The sequence below is a fragment of the Kluyvera intermedia genome (assembly GCF_021440345.1).
Classification (GTDB): Bacteria; Pseudomonadota; Gammaproteobacteria; order Enterobacterales; family Enterobacteriaceae; genus Kluyvera; species Kluyvera intermedia_A.
Genome location: NZ_JAKCNS010000011.1, coordinates 38735 through 53465 on the forward strand (window position 1 = coordinate 38735; position 14731 = coordinate 53465).

General features: G+C 53.9%; 14 protein-coding genes. 3 read left to right on the plus strand and 11 right to left on the minus strand.

The window, feature by feature from the left end; translation table 11 throughout:
• Positions 1-69 precede the first annotated feature (69 nt).
• Positions 70-1086: a flagella biosynthesis regulator Flk gene (gene flk / locus LZ634_RS02975; protein WP_234502280.1), complete on the plus strand. Its 1017-nt coding sequence runs from the start codon at positions 70-72 to the stop codon at positions 1084-1086.
• Here flk and LZ634_RS02980 read toward each other — a convergent pair.
• From LZ634_RS02980 to LZ634_RS02995, 4 genes are all read right to left on the minus strand, one after another.
• A complete protein-coding gene (locus LZ634_RS02980) occupies positions 1075-1875 on the minus strand; it encodes an HAD-IIB family hydrolase (RefSeq protein WP_234502281.1) in 801 nt (266 codons plus the stop codon). The genes flk and LZ634_RS02980 overlap by 12 nt on opposite strands.
• 84 nt (positions 1876-1959) lie before the next feature.
• Positions 1960-3591 carry a carbohydrate porin gene (locus LZ634_RS02985; protein WP_234502282.1) on the minus strand — a complete coding sequence of 544 codons (1632 nt, stop codon included), beginning with the start codon at positions 3589-3591 and terminating at the stop codon, positions 1960-1962.
• A gap of 119 nt (positions 3592-3710) precedes the next feature.
• Positions 3711-5042, minus strand: a complete 1332-nt coding sequence (locus LZ634_RS02990) for a PTS sugar transporter subunit IIC (RefSeq protein ID WP_234502283.1) — start codon at positions 5040-5042, stop codon at positions 3711-3713.
• Positions 5043-5063: 21 nt separating this feature from the next.
• Positions 5064-5375, minus strand: coding sequence for a PTS sugar transporter subunit IIB (locus tag LZ634_RS02995; RefSeq protein WP_234502284.1), 312 nt, complete (start codon positions 5373-5375; stop codon positions 5064-5066).
• Positions 5376-5574: 199 nt separating this feature from the next.
• On the opposite strand from LZ634_RS02995, the gene LZ634_RS03000 reads away from it, so the two are divergent.
• The gene (locus LZ634_RS03000; RefSeq protein WP_234502285.1) at positions 5575-6312 is read left to right on the plus strand and encodes a GntR family transcriptional regulator; all 738 of its coding nucleotides are present in this window, start codon (positions 5575-5577) and stop codon (positions 6310-6312) included.
• Between the two features lie 3 nt (positions 6313-6315).
• Here LZ634_RS03000 and LZ634_RS03005 read toward each other — a convergent pair whose 3' ends face one another.
• A complete protein-coding gene (locus tag LZ634_RS03005) occupies positions 6316-7491 on the minus strand; it encodes an MFS transporter (RefSeq protein ID WP_234502286.1) in 1176 nt (391 codons plus the stop codon).
• A 210-nt stretch (positions 7492-7701) separates the two neighbouring features.
• Positions 7702-8919 (minus strand): beta-ketoacyl-ACP synthase I, encoded by a 1218-nt coding sequence (fabB, locus tag LZ634_RS03010; RefSeq protein ID WP_234502287.1) that lies wholly within the window; start codon positions 8917-8919, stop codon positions 7702-7704.
• Positions 8920-9078: 159 nt separating this feature from the next.
• Here fabB and mnmC point away from each other — a divergent pair, with 159 nt between their 5' ends.
• Positions 9079-11079 carry a bifunctional tRNA (5-methylaminomethyl-2-thiouridine)(34)-methyltransferase MnmD/FAD-dependent 5-carboxymethylaminomethyl-2-thiouridine(34) oxidoreductase MnmC gene (gene mnmC / locus LZ634_RS03015; protein ID WP_234502288.1) on the plus strand — a complete coding sequence of 667 codons (2001 nt, stop codon included), beginning with the start codon at positions 9079-9081 and terminating at the stop codon, positions 11077-11079.
• A 42-nt stretch (positions 11080-11121) separates the two neighbouring features.
• Here mnmC and LZ634_RS03020 read toward each other — a convergent pair whose 3' ends face one another.
• The 5 genes from LZ634_RS03020 to aroC are packed head-to-tail and all read right to left on the minus strand — an operon-like array spanning position 11122 to position 14691.
• Positions 11122-11397: a YfcL family protein gene (locus LZ634_RS03020; RefSeq protein ID WP_234502289.1), complete on the minus strand. Its 276-nt coding sequence runs from the start codon at positions 11395-11397 to the stop codon at positions 11122-11124.
• 27 nt (positions 11398-11424) lie between these two features.
• Positions 11425-11970: an elongation factor P hydroxylase gene (locus LZ634_RS03025; RefSeq protein ID WP_234502290.1), complete on the minus strand. Its 546-nt coding sequence runs from the start codon at positions 11968-11970 to the stop codon at positions 11425-11427.
• Positions 11970-12779 (minus strand): sulfite exporter TauE/SafE family protein, encoded by an 810-nt coding sequence (locus LZ634_RS03030; RefSeq protein ID WP_234502291.1) that lies wholly within the window; start codon positions 12777-12779, stop codon positions 11970-11972. Before LZ634_RS03030 ends, LZ634_RS03025 begins: the two co-directional genes overlap by 1 nt.
• A complete protein-coding gene (gene mepA / locus LZ634_RS03035) occupies positions 12779-13603 on the minus strand; it encodes a penicillin-insensitive murein endopeptidase (protein WP_234502292.1) in 825 nt (274 codons plus the stop codon). Before mepA ends, LZ634_RS03030 begins: the two co-directional genes overlap by 1 nt.
• Before the next feature lie 2 nt (positions 13604-13605).
• Positions 13606-14691, minus strand: a complete 1086-nt coding sequence (gene aroC, locus LZ634_RS03040) for a chorismate synthase (RefSeq protein ID WP_234502293.1) — start codon at positions 14689-14691, stop codon at positions 13606-13608.
• Positions 14692-14731 lie beyond the last annotated feature (40 nt).

The window sequence follows — 14731 nt, forward strand, 5'->3', positions numbered from 1 at the left end:
GAAGTGTGCCATAATCTCGCCGCCAGGCATACTTGCGCCCGGCATTAAGTAATATGGAAAGGATGAATCATGACGCAACCCATTTCAGGTATGCCTGCGCGCCCTCCGGGGGCTGGCACCACTCCCCTCTCCCCAGCGGGAGAACAGCCGTTAAGTACCCAGCAACGTACGGTGCTGGAGCGGCTTATTACGCGATTAATCGCCATGACTTCACAGCAAAACGCGGAAGTCTGGGCAGGGGTTAAACACGATCTGGGCTTGAAGAATGACACGCCGTTGCAGGCGCGCCACTTTCCCGCAGCTGAACAAAATCTCAATCAGCGCATCGGTACCGCTGAGCAAAAGCTTAGCGTACGTCAAACGCTGTCGCAGCTTACCGAGCTGCTCGGCCAGGGCAATAATCGCCAGGCCGTCAGCGATTACATTCGCCAGCAGTTTGGGCAGACAGCCCTCAGCCAGCTGACGCCGCAGCAGTTGAAAAACGTGCTGCAGCTATTGCAGCAGGGACAGCTGTCTATCCCGCAGCCGCAGCAACGCCCGGCAACCGACCGCCCGCTGCTTCCGGCGGAGCAAAACACGCTGAACCAGCTGGTGACCAAGGTTTCTGCGGCCACCGGGGATTCGAGTAAACTGATCTGGAAATCGCTGCTGGAGCTCGCCGGCGTGAAGTCGGGAGACCCGCTGCCCGCGAAGCATTTTAACGCTATGGTGACGCTTTTACAGGCCCGCCTGACGCTCAGCACGCATCCGGCACCAACGCTCCATACGCTGCAGGCCGCACTCAAGCAGCCGATGGAACCGCAGGAATCTCAGCTGGTTCGCGATTTTGCCCAGCAAAACTGGAACGGGACACCGCAAACGGTACTGACTCCGGTGCAAATCCAGGAGCTGCTGACGCTGCTGTTCTTAAAGCGTATTGAACGTGAGAAAATTTCGCAGGCTCACACGCTGGAAGCTCGCGATGTGCAGCCGATTTATGCGCCATTCGCCCCGGTCATTACCTCGCTGAAAACGCTGTCGGCACGTCCGGGGCTGGCATTTGTGGTGATCGTGGTGGTGTTTGCGCTGCTTTGGCTACTGTTGTAGTTTCAGCACCTGCTCGATAGTGGTCATCACCGCGTCGTCGTCGTTGTAGCCGGTAATAAACCGCGCGGCCTGTTTGGTTTCGTCGAAAGCATTGCGCATAGCGAAACTCCAGGCGGCGCGGGTCATCAGCTCAATATCGTTGAGCCCATCGCCAAACACCATCGTCTCTTCTGCACTCACACCCAACCTTTGCTGCAATATCTCCACCGTATGGCCTTTGTGGACGCCAACATCGGCAATATCAATCCACGCATCTTCCGACACCACGATATAAGCCTTATCAAAATAGGCGGAAAGATGCGGCTTGATTTGCGGACAACGCCCTTTGATATCAAACAGCGAGATTTTGACAAAATCATGCATAACCTCAGCGAAGGTCTCGACCTGCACCACATTGGCGTAGGACATCTTCACCTTCGCCAGCATCTCTGGCGCCAACGACGTTTTGACATAGGCACCGTACGGCGTACAGGCAATCACCACCGGTTCGTCGTTCACCGCTTCGAGCGTGGCAATAATTTCGCGGCCGAGGCTGTTTTTTATCAGCGATTGGTAAACATATGCGCCCGCATGTTTAATCCGCGTGGCGCTGTCGCCAAGGATCCAAAAATCACGCACCTGCTCGCCAAACAGCTCTTCTACGCGTTCGCACTGTTTGCCGGTGCAGAGCGCAAAGGCGACGCCTTTTTGCTGCATCAGGTTTTTGATGTGTGGAAACAGAACGCGGTTATAGTCGCCGTGACGGTTTAAAAAGGTGCCGTCGAGATCGGTAATAATCAGCTTAATCATAGGTTCTCCCTTTATTAGGTCGATAGCGATTCTCTTTTGTCGATTATCCAGGGCGGCAAATTTACCGCCCGGATGAAACGACGCTTACCACCACACCTCGGCCTGTACGCCTGCCATAAACTCATTTTTACTGTCGTCGTTAAACTTAAACTGCGACAGTTCATTGTCGATAATATTAATGTAGGTGCCGTAGAAGCGGATTTCAGGACGCGACCCCAGCAGGCTCGGCCCCACTTTTAAGGCGTGATAAAGCGTGGTTTTGTACGCTGACTCTTTCAGGTCCTGCCCCTGCTGCGTGGTGTTCTTCTGAGCAAACCACGCCAGCTCCACGCCGGTTTGGTTCCAGGTATCCCAGATCCACGCCGGGCGAATCACCGCACGGAAGCTGTTAAAGTCGCTGTGCGCACCGCTTTCATAGCTATAGACATCTTCACCGTGCGACCACACCAGCGCGTTGGCCATAATAATGCGGTCGGCCAGATACATCTCGCCCTGAGAAATTAATCGCCAGGCAATACCGTTTGAGTGATCGCCATAGTAATAGCGCCCCTGAGCCATCGAGTTACTGGCGCCTGAGAAGTTGGAGAAGCTGCTGGCATAAGAGTTATTCGCCACCTGCAGGGTAAACTCGTTAAATCCATCGCGATCCAGCTCCTGGCGGACGATCCCGGTCGCCATCCAGGTATCTTTCAGCTCAAAGTAGCTGTTGTTGCTCTCGTTCTTTTTCTGCTCATCGGTCTTGTTAGCAAAGGCATATTTGCCCATCAACGACAGCGAACCATCCTGCCACAGCGGAATATTGCGGTAGCGGAGATCAACGGAGTTGGTGTTCATTTGCGTGGTGTTGTTGAAATCACGTGAGTAAACGTCGACATCGTTACGGCTGAGCGAGGCATCCAGTTGCCCAACGCCCAGATCCCAGTTCTGAATCCCGACCGCCGCCGCCACATCTGTAGTGAGCGATTTCCAGTCCAGCATCTGAATCTCGTACTCCGGCAGCTTATGCTTACCGACCCAGAAATCCGCCTCGCGCGCGAACGGCAGGAAGCCTTTGGTGGTCAGGAAGATATCGCTGAACTGCAGAATATTTTCGTTATCGCTATCGCCAAACCAGGCGTCGTTATACTGCTCACCCACGTTGCCGTCGTACGTCACGACGGCGTTGGCGGTTTTACCATCCTGGTTATAGACCCGCTGATTCATGGTCAAGTCGAACCAGCCGCTCATTTCGTTACCAAAACGGCCCAATGAACCGGCCGCATAGGTCTGCGTCGAACCGTGGTTGGAAGTGCCCCAGCCGGAACGGAAGTAACCTTCGTAGCTAAAGCCAATGTCTTCCTTCACAAACTTGCTGATATCCTTCATGGTCACGCTTTCAACCTTTGGTTTATTCCCTTCGGTATTGATTACCGCAACCTGCTGGGTGGCTTTAACTTCTGGTTTAGCTACCGCGTTATTTTTTTCGCTATTCTCATTTTCGATATTATCTGCCACCGGTGACTGCGGGGCTATATTTGTCGCCGTCTGATTTCTCTTTTCATTATCTTTAATATTCTGCTGAAGCTCAGCCACTTTATTTTTATAACTTGATAACTCAGCCTCCAGTAATTCCAGACGCTGTTCAACCGTTAATTTAGCTGCCATCACATTTAGCGGTGATAATGCCGCGAGGACAGATAAAGACAATAAGCTAACCTTCAATTTACTTGAATTCATCGGAAACCCTTAAGATTTAATTATAATGTTCCCTCAGCCATTGCTGGCTGAGGGTGAAATGCAAAATAGAATTTTTATTAAAATATCGTCAATCCCTGACAAAAATATCCTGAATGGAATTAACTGTTCTGCTCAGCAGCGGCGGACACGTTAACTTTGTTGGCCGCAATAACGAATGGCAGGTAGATCAGGGTGGCAACAGCCAGACACAGCACACCGACAAACAGCGCCATCCAGTTTCCTCCGGTACCGAAGAAAGCAATCAATGGCCCAGGCGTCGTCCACGGAACGGCATAAGCAATCGGTGGAATGATCTCCAGAGTGATGAAGGCATAACCAATCAACGCATTCACAAACGGTACCAGGATAAATGGAATCACCAGAATCGGGTTCAGTACGATTGGCAGGCCGAACATCACCGGTTCGTTAATATTAAACAGACCGGGTACGAAGGCCATTTTGGCCAGATCGCGGTAATCTTTACGGCGTGAAGCTATAAAGATGGCCAGCAGCAGACCCAGCGTCATCCCGGAACCACCGCAGTTGGCGAAAGCATCATTGATGCCGGTCCAGGTGATCGGATACGGCGCGCCCCAGGTTGAGCCATGCGATGCCGCATAGGAGAGGTTTTCCAGATTCGCTTCCGAGAAGATAGTTTCGCGAATTGCCGCAACCGTGTTTGGACCGTGAATACCAAGGATCCACAGGAAGTTGGCGACCAGTCCCAAAATCAGCACGGTGACGATGTTGGTCCCCATATCCTTCAGCGGCGCCTGGATCAGGGTATAGATCAGGTCATTCAAGCCGTTAGGCGAGATTTTTGACAGCAGGTAGTTGAGGACTGAGAAGAAAATCATCACGAAGAAGATCGGCAACAGTACCTTGAAGGAACGAGCCACCGCAGGCGGCACCGCGTCCGGCATGGTGATCGTTACCTTCGGGTTACGCGCTAAGCGACAGAAAATCTCACTGGAAAGCAGCGCGACAATTACCGCGACGAACAGCCCCTGCGGCCCGAGGTATTTAGTGGTCAGATAGGCCTGGCCATCAATAATGACGTACGGGGTATAAACCACAAAGAAGGCGCCAATTGCGGTGAGCCCACACAGCAGGTCATCTTGCTGGTAGCTAATCGCCATATTACGCGCCACAAGGAAGGTTATCAGCACCGCCATAATATTGACCGAGCCATTCATCACCGGAGTGAAGATTTGCTGGGCATCGGCAAGATTCGGGAACAACGTCCCCAAATGCAGAATGCTGGCAATGAAACCATCCGGCGATAAAATAGCGAAGTTGATAAGAATGATCAGTGAACTGGCCATGACAATCGGGAATGACAAAATAAACGCATCACGGATTGCCGAAACGTGTATCTGAGAGTTCAATTTAATAGCAACAGGAACGAGGATTTTTTCCATCCCTCGTTCAAAAGAATTCATTAATCCCATAGCTAACCCTTAATTTTAGAATTATTTATTGAGTAACTGATAAGCTTGCTCAAATACCGCTTTACCATCCATCTGTCCGTAACTTTTCATGTCAATTACGGCAACCGGAATTTTCCCCTGGGAAATGGCTTCTATTTCGCTCTTTTGAAAACGAACCTGTGGCCCTAATAGCACCACGCTGACTTCGTTTTTCTTTATTTTCTCTTTAGCTTCAGAAATAGCCAATGCATTAATATTCGCTGGATTATTAACCGACTCAGCATGTTCTCGCATCCGTTTTACCAACATACTCGTCGACATCCCTGCAGCGCACACCAACAATATATTTTCCATACCCTGTATCCTTTCTCATAAAATATGTCATAAATTGACGTACACTTTAATAATTGTTAATTTTCGTAACTCGTCTTCCGATCACAGTTAACGGCGGCCAAGTTGTTCAAAAATGGACTAAAAGCTGAACGTATCAGCCATAAATTGTGTGAATGCATTTTCAACACATTGTTTTAAAAGGATTTAAGGAGGTTCAAAAGTGGTTTATCAGAACATCATCAATCTGCTGAAAAACAGATTAAACAGTGCGATCTACAATATTGGCGATCTTCTACCGTCAGAAAAAGAATTGGCAGAGCTTTATGATGTTTCGCGTAATACCTTACGCAAAGCGTTAAAAACGCTGGAAGAGGAAGGGATGATTGAAAGGCGGCATGGCTCCGGAACCTATCTGCGAAACAAGCATTTTCAGGCCTCTGTCACCCACCTCGATAGTTTTACTGAAATAGCGAAAAACGAAGGTAAAACGCCCACCAGTCAGATCCTCAAATTTGAGCTACAGACGGCATCAGATGAAATTGCCAATAACTTGCAGGTCACGCTTGGCGAGCCGGTGTACTACGCAAAACGACTGCGTCTTATCGATAATATCGCCATGCAGGTTGAAGAAACCTGGCTTTCCGCCAGCCGCTTCCCCGATCTGACGATTGCGCACATGAAGAAGTCGAAGTTTTCCTACATCGAAAACGAATGCGGCGTGAAAATCATGGGCTGCTACGAATCTATTCAGCCTATACTGCCCTCGCCAGAAGTGGCAAAGCTGCTGCATATCAGCGCGTTAGACCCGATAATTCGCATGCAAACGCAGGCCGTGGATGAGCAATCGACGCCTATTGATTACTCTATTCTCTACACCAACATGTACGAATTTCAGGTGAAGTATTTCTTACCACGAAAAGCGGCGGCCGGCCCTACCGTGCGCAGAGCCGGAACCTAAACGCTACTTACGAAACGCCCACAGCGTCAGCATAATGCCCAGTACGGCGGAAATCGCCCCACCGAGGAATACCGATGGGTAGCCAAACGAGGTGGCGAGCATTCCCGCCAGCGGGCCGGAGACGCCAAGCGCGATATCCTGGAACGCGGCGTAGCCACCCAGCGCCGTACCACGTACCTGCTGCGGCACGCGCTTGACGACTTCAACGCCCAATGCAGGGAAGATAAGCGAACAACCGGCCCCGGTCAGCGCCGCCCCTGACAAAGCAACCCATGCGTCAGGTGCCTGCCACAGTAAAAGCAGCCCGCTGGTTTCAATCAGCAGCGAGACAACCGCCACTTTGACGCCGCCGAAACGGTCCGGCATCCAGCCAAACAAAATACGCACCAGCACGAAAGTGCCGCCGAACGCTGTCAGCGTGAAGCCCGCCATCGACCAGCCTTTACTGACAAAGTACAGCGAGACAAAGGTACCAATCACGGCAAAGCCCACGCCCTGCAGCGCCAGCCCCATTCCGGGTTTCCAGATAAGGCCAATCACGCTAAACAGCGATGGGCGCTCACCGGCTACCGCCGCGACCTTGCGCACCGAGCCGTTAAAAGCCCAGGCCAGCAGCGGCAGCATCATGGTTACCCCAGCCAGCACGGCAAAACCATAGCGAGCGTTGATAAACAGCCCCAGCGGTGCCCCGACGGCCAGCGCGCCAAAAATCGCCATGCCGTTCCACGACATCACCTTGCCGGATTGTTTCGGGCCCACTAGCCCCATTCCCCAGGTCAGCGTACCTGTCAGCAGCTGGCTTTCGCCAAAACCAAGGATCAGACGCCCAACGATTAATAGCCCGAATTTGACCATCGTATCGACCGGCAACAGCGCGGCGCCAAGCCAGGCGGCACCAGCAAAGGCGCAGGCGAACATACCTTGCAGGGCAGAACGTTTACCGCCGTACTGATCGGCCAGCCGCCCGGCATAGCCGCGCGTCAGAACGGTCGCAAAAAACTGCACGCCCACGGCGATGCCTACCATGGTGTTACCGTAGCCCAGCTCCTGGTGCACAAATAGCGGGATTACCGGCAGCGGAATACCGACGGTTAAATAGGTCAGAAACACCGCGAAAGCGATGCGAAACAGTGAAACGTTTGATGAAGCTGAACGTTTAGTTTGAGTTACTGCGGTCATGCTTTACTCCAGAATGCTGAGTAAGGCGAGGATCTGTAGCCACGCCCCCTCTACCCGATTATCAGGATTAAGGTGCGTTGGTTGACGTTAAACGCTTACGCATTATCAGAATGATAACGTTGAGGCGGAAGTTTGCCTGTTATTTCAGGTCATTGTCAACGCATAAAAAAAGGAGCCATCAGGCTCCTTTTTCACATTATCTTGTCAGACTTAGGCTTTCAGCTTACGCATCACCAGCGTGGCGTTGGTGCCACCGAAGCCGAAGCTGTTGGACATCACGGTGGTCAACTCACGATCGGTCGCTTCAGTCACGATGTTCAGGCCAGCCGCTTTTTCGTCCATCTCGTCGATGTTGATGCTTGGAGCCACAAAACCATGTTCCAGCATCAGCAGAGAGTAGATAGCTTCCTGAACGCCAGCGGCACCCAGAGAGTGGCCGGTCATTGCTTTGGTTGCGGAGATAGCCGGGCTGTTGTCGCCGAATACTTCCTGAATCGCACCCAGCTCTTTCACGTCGCCTACCGGAGTAGAAGTACCGTGGGAGTTCAGGTAGTCGATTGGGGTATCGACGCCATGCATCGCCATCTGCATGCAGCGTACTGCGCCTTCACCGGATGGAGCAACCATATCGGCACCATCGGACGTTGCGCCGTAGCCAACTATTTCTGCATAAATATGCGCGCCGCGAGCCAGAGCGTGCTCCAGTTCTTCAACCACAACCATACCGCCGCCGCCAGCGATAACGAAGCCATCGCGGTGAGCATCATAGGTACGGGAGGCTTTATCTGGAGTTTCGTTGTACTTGGTGGACAGAGCGCCCATCGCGTCGAATTCACAGGCCATTTCCCAGCCCAGCTCTTCGCCGCCGCCGGCAAATACGATGTCCTGTTTGCCCAGTTGGATCTGCTCTACCGCGTTACCGATACAGTGCGCGGAAGTGGCACAAGCGGAGCTGATGGAGTAGTTAACACCGTGGATTTTGAACGGCGTGGCGAGGCAGGCGGAAACCGCTGAGCCCATCGCTTTGGTCACGACATAAGGACCCACTGCTTTCAGGCCGCGCGGGCTGCGCATTGCATCTGCACCAAATACCTGTGCTTTTGAAGAACCACCGGAACCGGCAATCAGGCCGACGCGCGGGTTGTTCTGATATTCTTCTTCCTTCAAGCCAGCATCTGCAACAGCCTGCTGCATAGAAAGGTAAGCGTAGATAGAGGCATCGTTCATGAAACGGACCACTTTGCGGTCGATAAGACCGGTGGTGTCCAGTTTGACGTTACCCCATACGTGGCTACGCATACCAGAATCTTTGAATTCTTGAGAGAAAGTGATCCCCGAGCGTCCTTCACGCAGGGATGCCAGGACTTCCTGCTGGTTGCTACCGATGCTGGAAACGATACCCAGGCCAGTAATCACTGCACGTTTCATTCAATACCTCTGTAAGTCATCACTATTTTAAGTTTCGAGTGGCAAGATAGCGTACACTTGTACGCCGAACAAGTCCGATCAGCAATTTTATGCAGAAATTTGCACCTGCGGGCACGCATCGTTAAGATCGGCTGACTCCTTGCCGCGCGAGTAACTTACGTGAAACAAAACGCCATACAATCCGCCAACCTCGAATTCAACAGTGAGGGTACACCTGTTTCCCGAGATTTCGACGACGTCTACTTCTCTAATGATAACGGACTGGAGGAAACGCGTTACGTTTTCCTTGGCGGTAATCAGTTAGAGGTACGCTTCCCCCACCATCCGCATCCGCTATTTGTGGTAGCGGAAAGTGGCTTTGGTACCGGCCTCAACTTCCTGACGCTGTGGCAGGCTTTTGATGCTTTTCGCCGCCAGCATCCTGACGCTACGCTACAAAGATTACATTTCGTCAGTTTTGAAAAATTTCCGCTGAAAGCTGACGATCTGCGTCTGGCACACCAGCATTGGCCTGAACTGGCCGAATGGGCCGAGCAGTTGCAGGCCCAGTGGCCGCTGCCGGTAGCCGGGTGCCATCGCCTGTTGTTAGATGATGGGCGGGTGACGCTGGATTTGTGGTTTGGCGATATCAATGAATTGACCTATAAACTCGACGACTCGTTTAACCAACAGGTTGATGCGTGGTTCCTCGACGGTTTCGCACCGGCGAAAAACCCGGATATGTGGACCCCTGCACTGTTTTCCGCCATGGCCCGCACCGCCAGACCGGGCGGTACCCTGGCAACTTTCACCTCGGCGGGTTTTGTCCGTCGTGGCCTGCAGGAAGCCGGCTTCACCATGCACAAACACAAGGGTTTTGGGCGTAAACGCGAGATGCTGATCGGTGAAATGACGCAGCCTCAGCCCGATGCCACCCGAACGCCGTGGTTTGCCCGTACCGGTAGTGCTGCACGAGAAACGACTATCATCGGCGGCGGTATCGCCAGCGCCCTGCTCTCATTGGCCCTGCTGCGCCGCGGCTGGGCGGTCACGCTGTACTGCGCCGACGACGCGCCGGCACAAGGCGCATCCGGCAATCGCCAGGGCGCGCTCTATCCGCTGCTGACGGCACACGATCCTGCACTGGCCCAGTTCTTCCCGGCCGCGTTTCTCTTTGCCCGCCGTCTGTATGACGCTTTGCCTATTGAGTTTGATCATCAATGGTGTGGCGTCACCCAACTGGGTTGGGATGAAAAAAGCGCGCAAAAAATTGTCCAGATGCTGTCGTTGAATCTTCCTGGGGAGGTTGCGCATGCCGCTTCTGAGGCTGAAGTCGCTGCGACCATTGGCCTTGAAACCGGCTGCGGTGGCATTCAGTATCCGCTCGGCGGCTGGCTGTGCCCGGCCGAGCTAACCGCTGGCGTGTTTGCGCTGGCGCGCCAGCAAGGGCTACAGGTGCACTGGCAAAAAACGCTGACGGCACTTGAGTCTTCCGAAGATGGTTGGCAGCTGCAATTTGCCGACGGTGAAACGGCTATCGCCCCGAGCGTCGTGCTGGCGAACGGTCATAACCTTAACCAGTTCACGCAGACCGAGCACCTGCCGGTGTACGCGGTGGGTGGTCAGGTCAGCCATATTCCTACCTCAGAAAATCTGGCAAAGCTTGGCCAGGTGCTTTGCTACGACGGCTATCTCACCCCGCAAAACCCGCGTAACCAGCAGCACTGTATTGGTGCCAGCTACCATCGCGGTGAACGTGAAATGGCCTTCAATGAAGAAGACCAGCACAACAACCGTCAACGCTTAATTGATTGCTTCCCGAATGAAGCGTGGACGCAGGAAGTGGACGTGAGCGCCAATGAAGCGCGCTGCGGCGTGCGCTGCGCGACCCGCGATCATCTGCCTATGGTCGGCAACGTGCCGGATTACGAGCAGACGCTCGCACATTATGTATCGCTTCACGAAAATGCGCAGGAAGCCGAACCTGCGCCGGTTTACCCGAACCTTTTTGTGCTGGGTGCGCTTGGTTCACGCGGGCTTTGCTCCGCACCACTGGCGGCAGAAGTGCTGGCAGCACAAATGAGTCAGGAGCCACTACCGCTGGATGCGGTGACGCTGGCGGGTCTCAATCCAAATCGGCTGTGGGTAAGAAAACTGCTGAAGGGAAAAGCGGTGAAATAAGAGAGTGGATTGCCCGGCAGCGATTCCGGGCAATCGGCAAACTTAGCGGGAGGCCTGCTGATACAGGTTATCCCACATATCTTTGACCAGCGCCTGGTCACGCGGCGACAGTTCACCTGCACTGATTGCCGTTTCCAGACTGCGGGTCACGTTACGGTACAGCGCTTCGGCGCTATGGGCTTCGCCCTCTTCCAGATCGGCAACGGCTAACGTCAGGTGACCGCGCAGATAACCGCTGGCAAACAGCTCATCATCACTGGCGTGTTCCACCATATCGTCAATTAACGCCAGAATGCGCTCTTCAAACTCCGCGATCATCTTCTTTCCTCTTTGGGTAACACGGCCTTAGAGATCTTCCGGCCATGGGAATTGTTCCGCCGTTAGGGCCGGCGTATGGTAATAATCCTGTAATGCTTTGATAAGTTTGGCCGGGCGCGGCGGAATACCTTCTTTCAGATAGGTCATCACCTGCGCATGGACGCGTCGCTGGAATACGATACGGTCCGGCTCAAAATCACCTTCCAGGTTGTCACAGCTGACGTTAAACGGGAAACCCGCCGCCACGCAGAACAACCAGTCAAAAGCCTGTGGCTTCACTTCCACATCTTCAAACTGCCCCTGGGTTTTGGCATCGCGTCCATCCGGGCAATACCAGTAGCCAAAATCAACCTGCTCACGGCGCGCTTTCCCGGCAATGCACCAGTGGGAAATTTCATGCAGCCCGCTGGCGTAAAAGCCATGGGCGAAGACGATGCGGTTGTATGGCACGTCGGCATCAGCCGGAAGATAAATCGGTTCGTCATCGCCTTTAATCAGACGAGTATTAAACTCTTCGGCAAAGCAGCCGTCGAAAATCGAAATCAGCTGCTGATAATCATGGGTCGTTGTCATCAGTTCATCCCTAACCAGTGAAGTATTTCCTGTCCATGGCTGTCATACAGCAGTTTGGCACTCATGACGGCGGAGACCACCACAATCATCGGGCGAATCAACGCCTGCCCTTTGCTTAACACTAAGCGTGACCCCATACGCGCGCCGAAAAACTGCCCCACCATCATCACAAAACCGGTCGCCCAGATAACTTTACCGCCAATGATAAACAGCAGCAGGCCACCGACGTTAGAGGTAGCGTTTAGCACTTTGGCATGCGCGGTCGATTTCGCGAGGTTAAAGCCCATCAGGGTGACAAACGCCAGCGCATAAAACGAACCCGCACCGGGGCCAAAAAAGCCGTCGTAGAAACCCACGCAGCCGCCGGCCACCAGCGCAAACGGCAGGCCATACAGGCGCTGTTGGCGATCGGATTCACCGAGTTTTGGCATCAGGAGAAAATAGAGGCCGATACCGATAACCAGGATGGGCAGGATTTGGCGCAGAATATCCGACTTCACGTACTGCACCAGCAGCGCGCCGCTCATCGAACCGATAAAGGTCATCAGAATATTCAGTTTCTGATCCGCCAGGTTCACCACCTTGCGGCGAATAAAATAGAGCGAAGCGGAAAGCGAACCGCCGCAGGCCTGCAGCTTATTGGTTGCCAGCGCCTGTGCGGGCGGCATACCGGCCGCCATCAATGCTGGAACGGTAAGTAAACCACCGCCACCGGCCAGTGAGTCGATAAATCCCGCCAGAATGGCGATAAAGAAGAGCGCCACCAGCATGAGCGGCTCGACCATAAATATCGTGGAGAAACTGTCCATCAGAGTACGTGCTCATCCAGTAGCGCCTGGCAGGAAGGCGGCAACGGAGGAGGCGTCTTCTTCACAGGTTTGGTGGTGCCAGGTTTTGGCGGTTCGAACCAGCTTTGCAGCTCAGCGCCGCAGCCGTCTCCGGCAGGCGGAGCGGCCTGCTCTTCACACTCAAGGCTGTTTGCCGGGCACTTCAGCCGCACGTGCATATGCGCACGGTGCTGGAACCACGGGCGCACTTTATGCAGCCAGTCGCGGTCATTCCCTGCTTCCAGGCACAGCTGTTGTTTAATCGCCGGATTGACGAAAATGCGCGTCACTTCCTTGTCTTCAGCCGCCAGTTTAATCAGTTGACCGATTTCCGGCTTCCACAGCGCCGGCACCACGCGTTTGCCATCGGCAGCCACTAAATCCAGCGCCTGGGGTTTAAGCAACTGCGCGGAGCTCCAGCGTGCTTTCGGTAATTGCAGGAAAATATCAACGTCCAGCCCGCTTTGATGGCTGGCGTGTCCGCCGTTAAAGCGTCCGCCGGCAGGCATGCCCATATCACCAATCAACATGGTACCCATACCGTGCTGCTGCACCTGGCTACCCAGACGCTGGATAAACTGCACCAGTTCCGGGTGACCAAAGTAGCGGCGCTGATCGGTACGCATCACCTGATAGGTATCGGCCTGTAGCGGCAGCGGCTGCGCGCCCACGATACAGCCGTTAGCAAACGCCCCGATAGACTGGGCGCTGCCGTTAATCGGCTGGGTGATTTTTCGCCAGGGCGTTGCCGCCAGCGCCGTACTGCTGGCCACCAGAGCCAGCAGTGCAATAACGGTTTTTTTCATGATTACCAGCGTGGAATTGACGTCGTCACATCGGCGTTTTGCGCGCGTTGACGCATAAAGTGATCCATCAGAACGATTGCCATCATCGCTTCCGCAATGGGCACCGCACGAATACCGACGCAAGGATCGTGACGACCTTTGGTGATCATCTCAACCTCTTCACCAAAGCGGTCGATCGTACGCCCCGGGACGGTGATGCTCGAAGTAGGTTTCAGCGCCATATTAGCGACGATCTGCTGACCGCTGCTAATCCCGCCCAAAATGCCGCCGGCGTGGTTGCTCTGGAAGCCTTCCTTGGTGATTTCATCACGGTTTTGACTACCGCGCAATTTCACCACCTCAAAGCCATCGCCAATTTCAACGCCCTTAACGGCGTTGATGCTCATCAGCGCATGGGCGATGTCGGCATCCAGACGGTCAAAGACCGGTTCGCCAAGGCCCGCCGGTACGCCGTCCGCCACGACCGTGACTTTCGCGCCGATGGAGTCGCCCTCTTTTTTAAGGCCACGCATCAACTCATCCAACGCGTCAATTTTGTCCGGATCAGGGCAGAAGAACGGGTTTTGTTCAACCTGATCCCAATCTTTGATCTCCAGCGGAATATCGCCCATCTGGGTCAGGCAGCCGCGGATAACGATGCCAAATTTCGCCGCGAGGAATTTCTTCGCAATCGCTCCTGCCGCCACGCGCATCGCCGTTTCACGCGCGGATGAACGACCGCCGCCGCGATAGTCGCGCAGGCCGTATTTCTGCTCGTAGGTATAATCTGCGTGTCCCGGACGGAAGACATCTTTAATCGCACCGTAATCCTGCGAGCGCTGATCGGTGTTTTCAATCAGCAGACCAATACTGGTGCCGGTGGTGACGCCGTCAAAGACGCCGGAGAGGATTTTCACCTGATCCGGTTCGCGACGTTGGGTGGTATAGCGCGAAGTGCCCGGGCGACGACGATCAAGGTCGTGCTGAAGGTCAGCTTCGGTTAGCGGGATGCCCGGAGGCACGCCGTCAACGATGCAGCCCAGCGCCAGGCCATGTGATTCACCGAAGGTGGTTACGCGAAAGAGTTGTCCAATAGTGTTTCCTGCCATCACGACTCCGTTATCGTTGTTCTGTTGTTGTGTGCTGGAA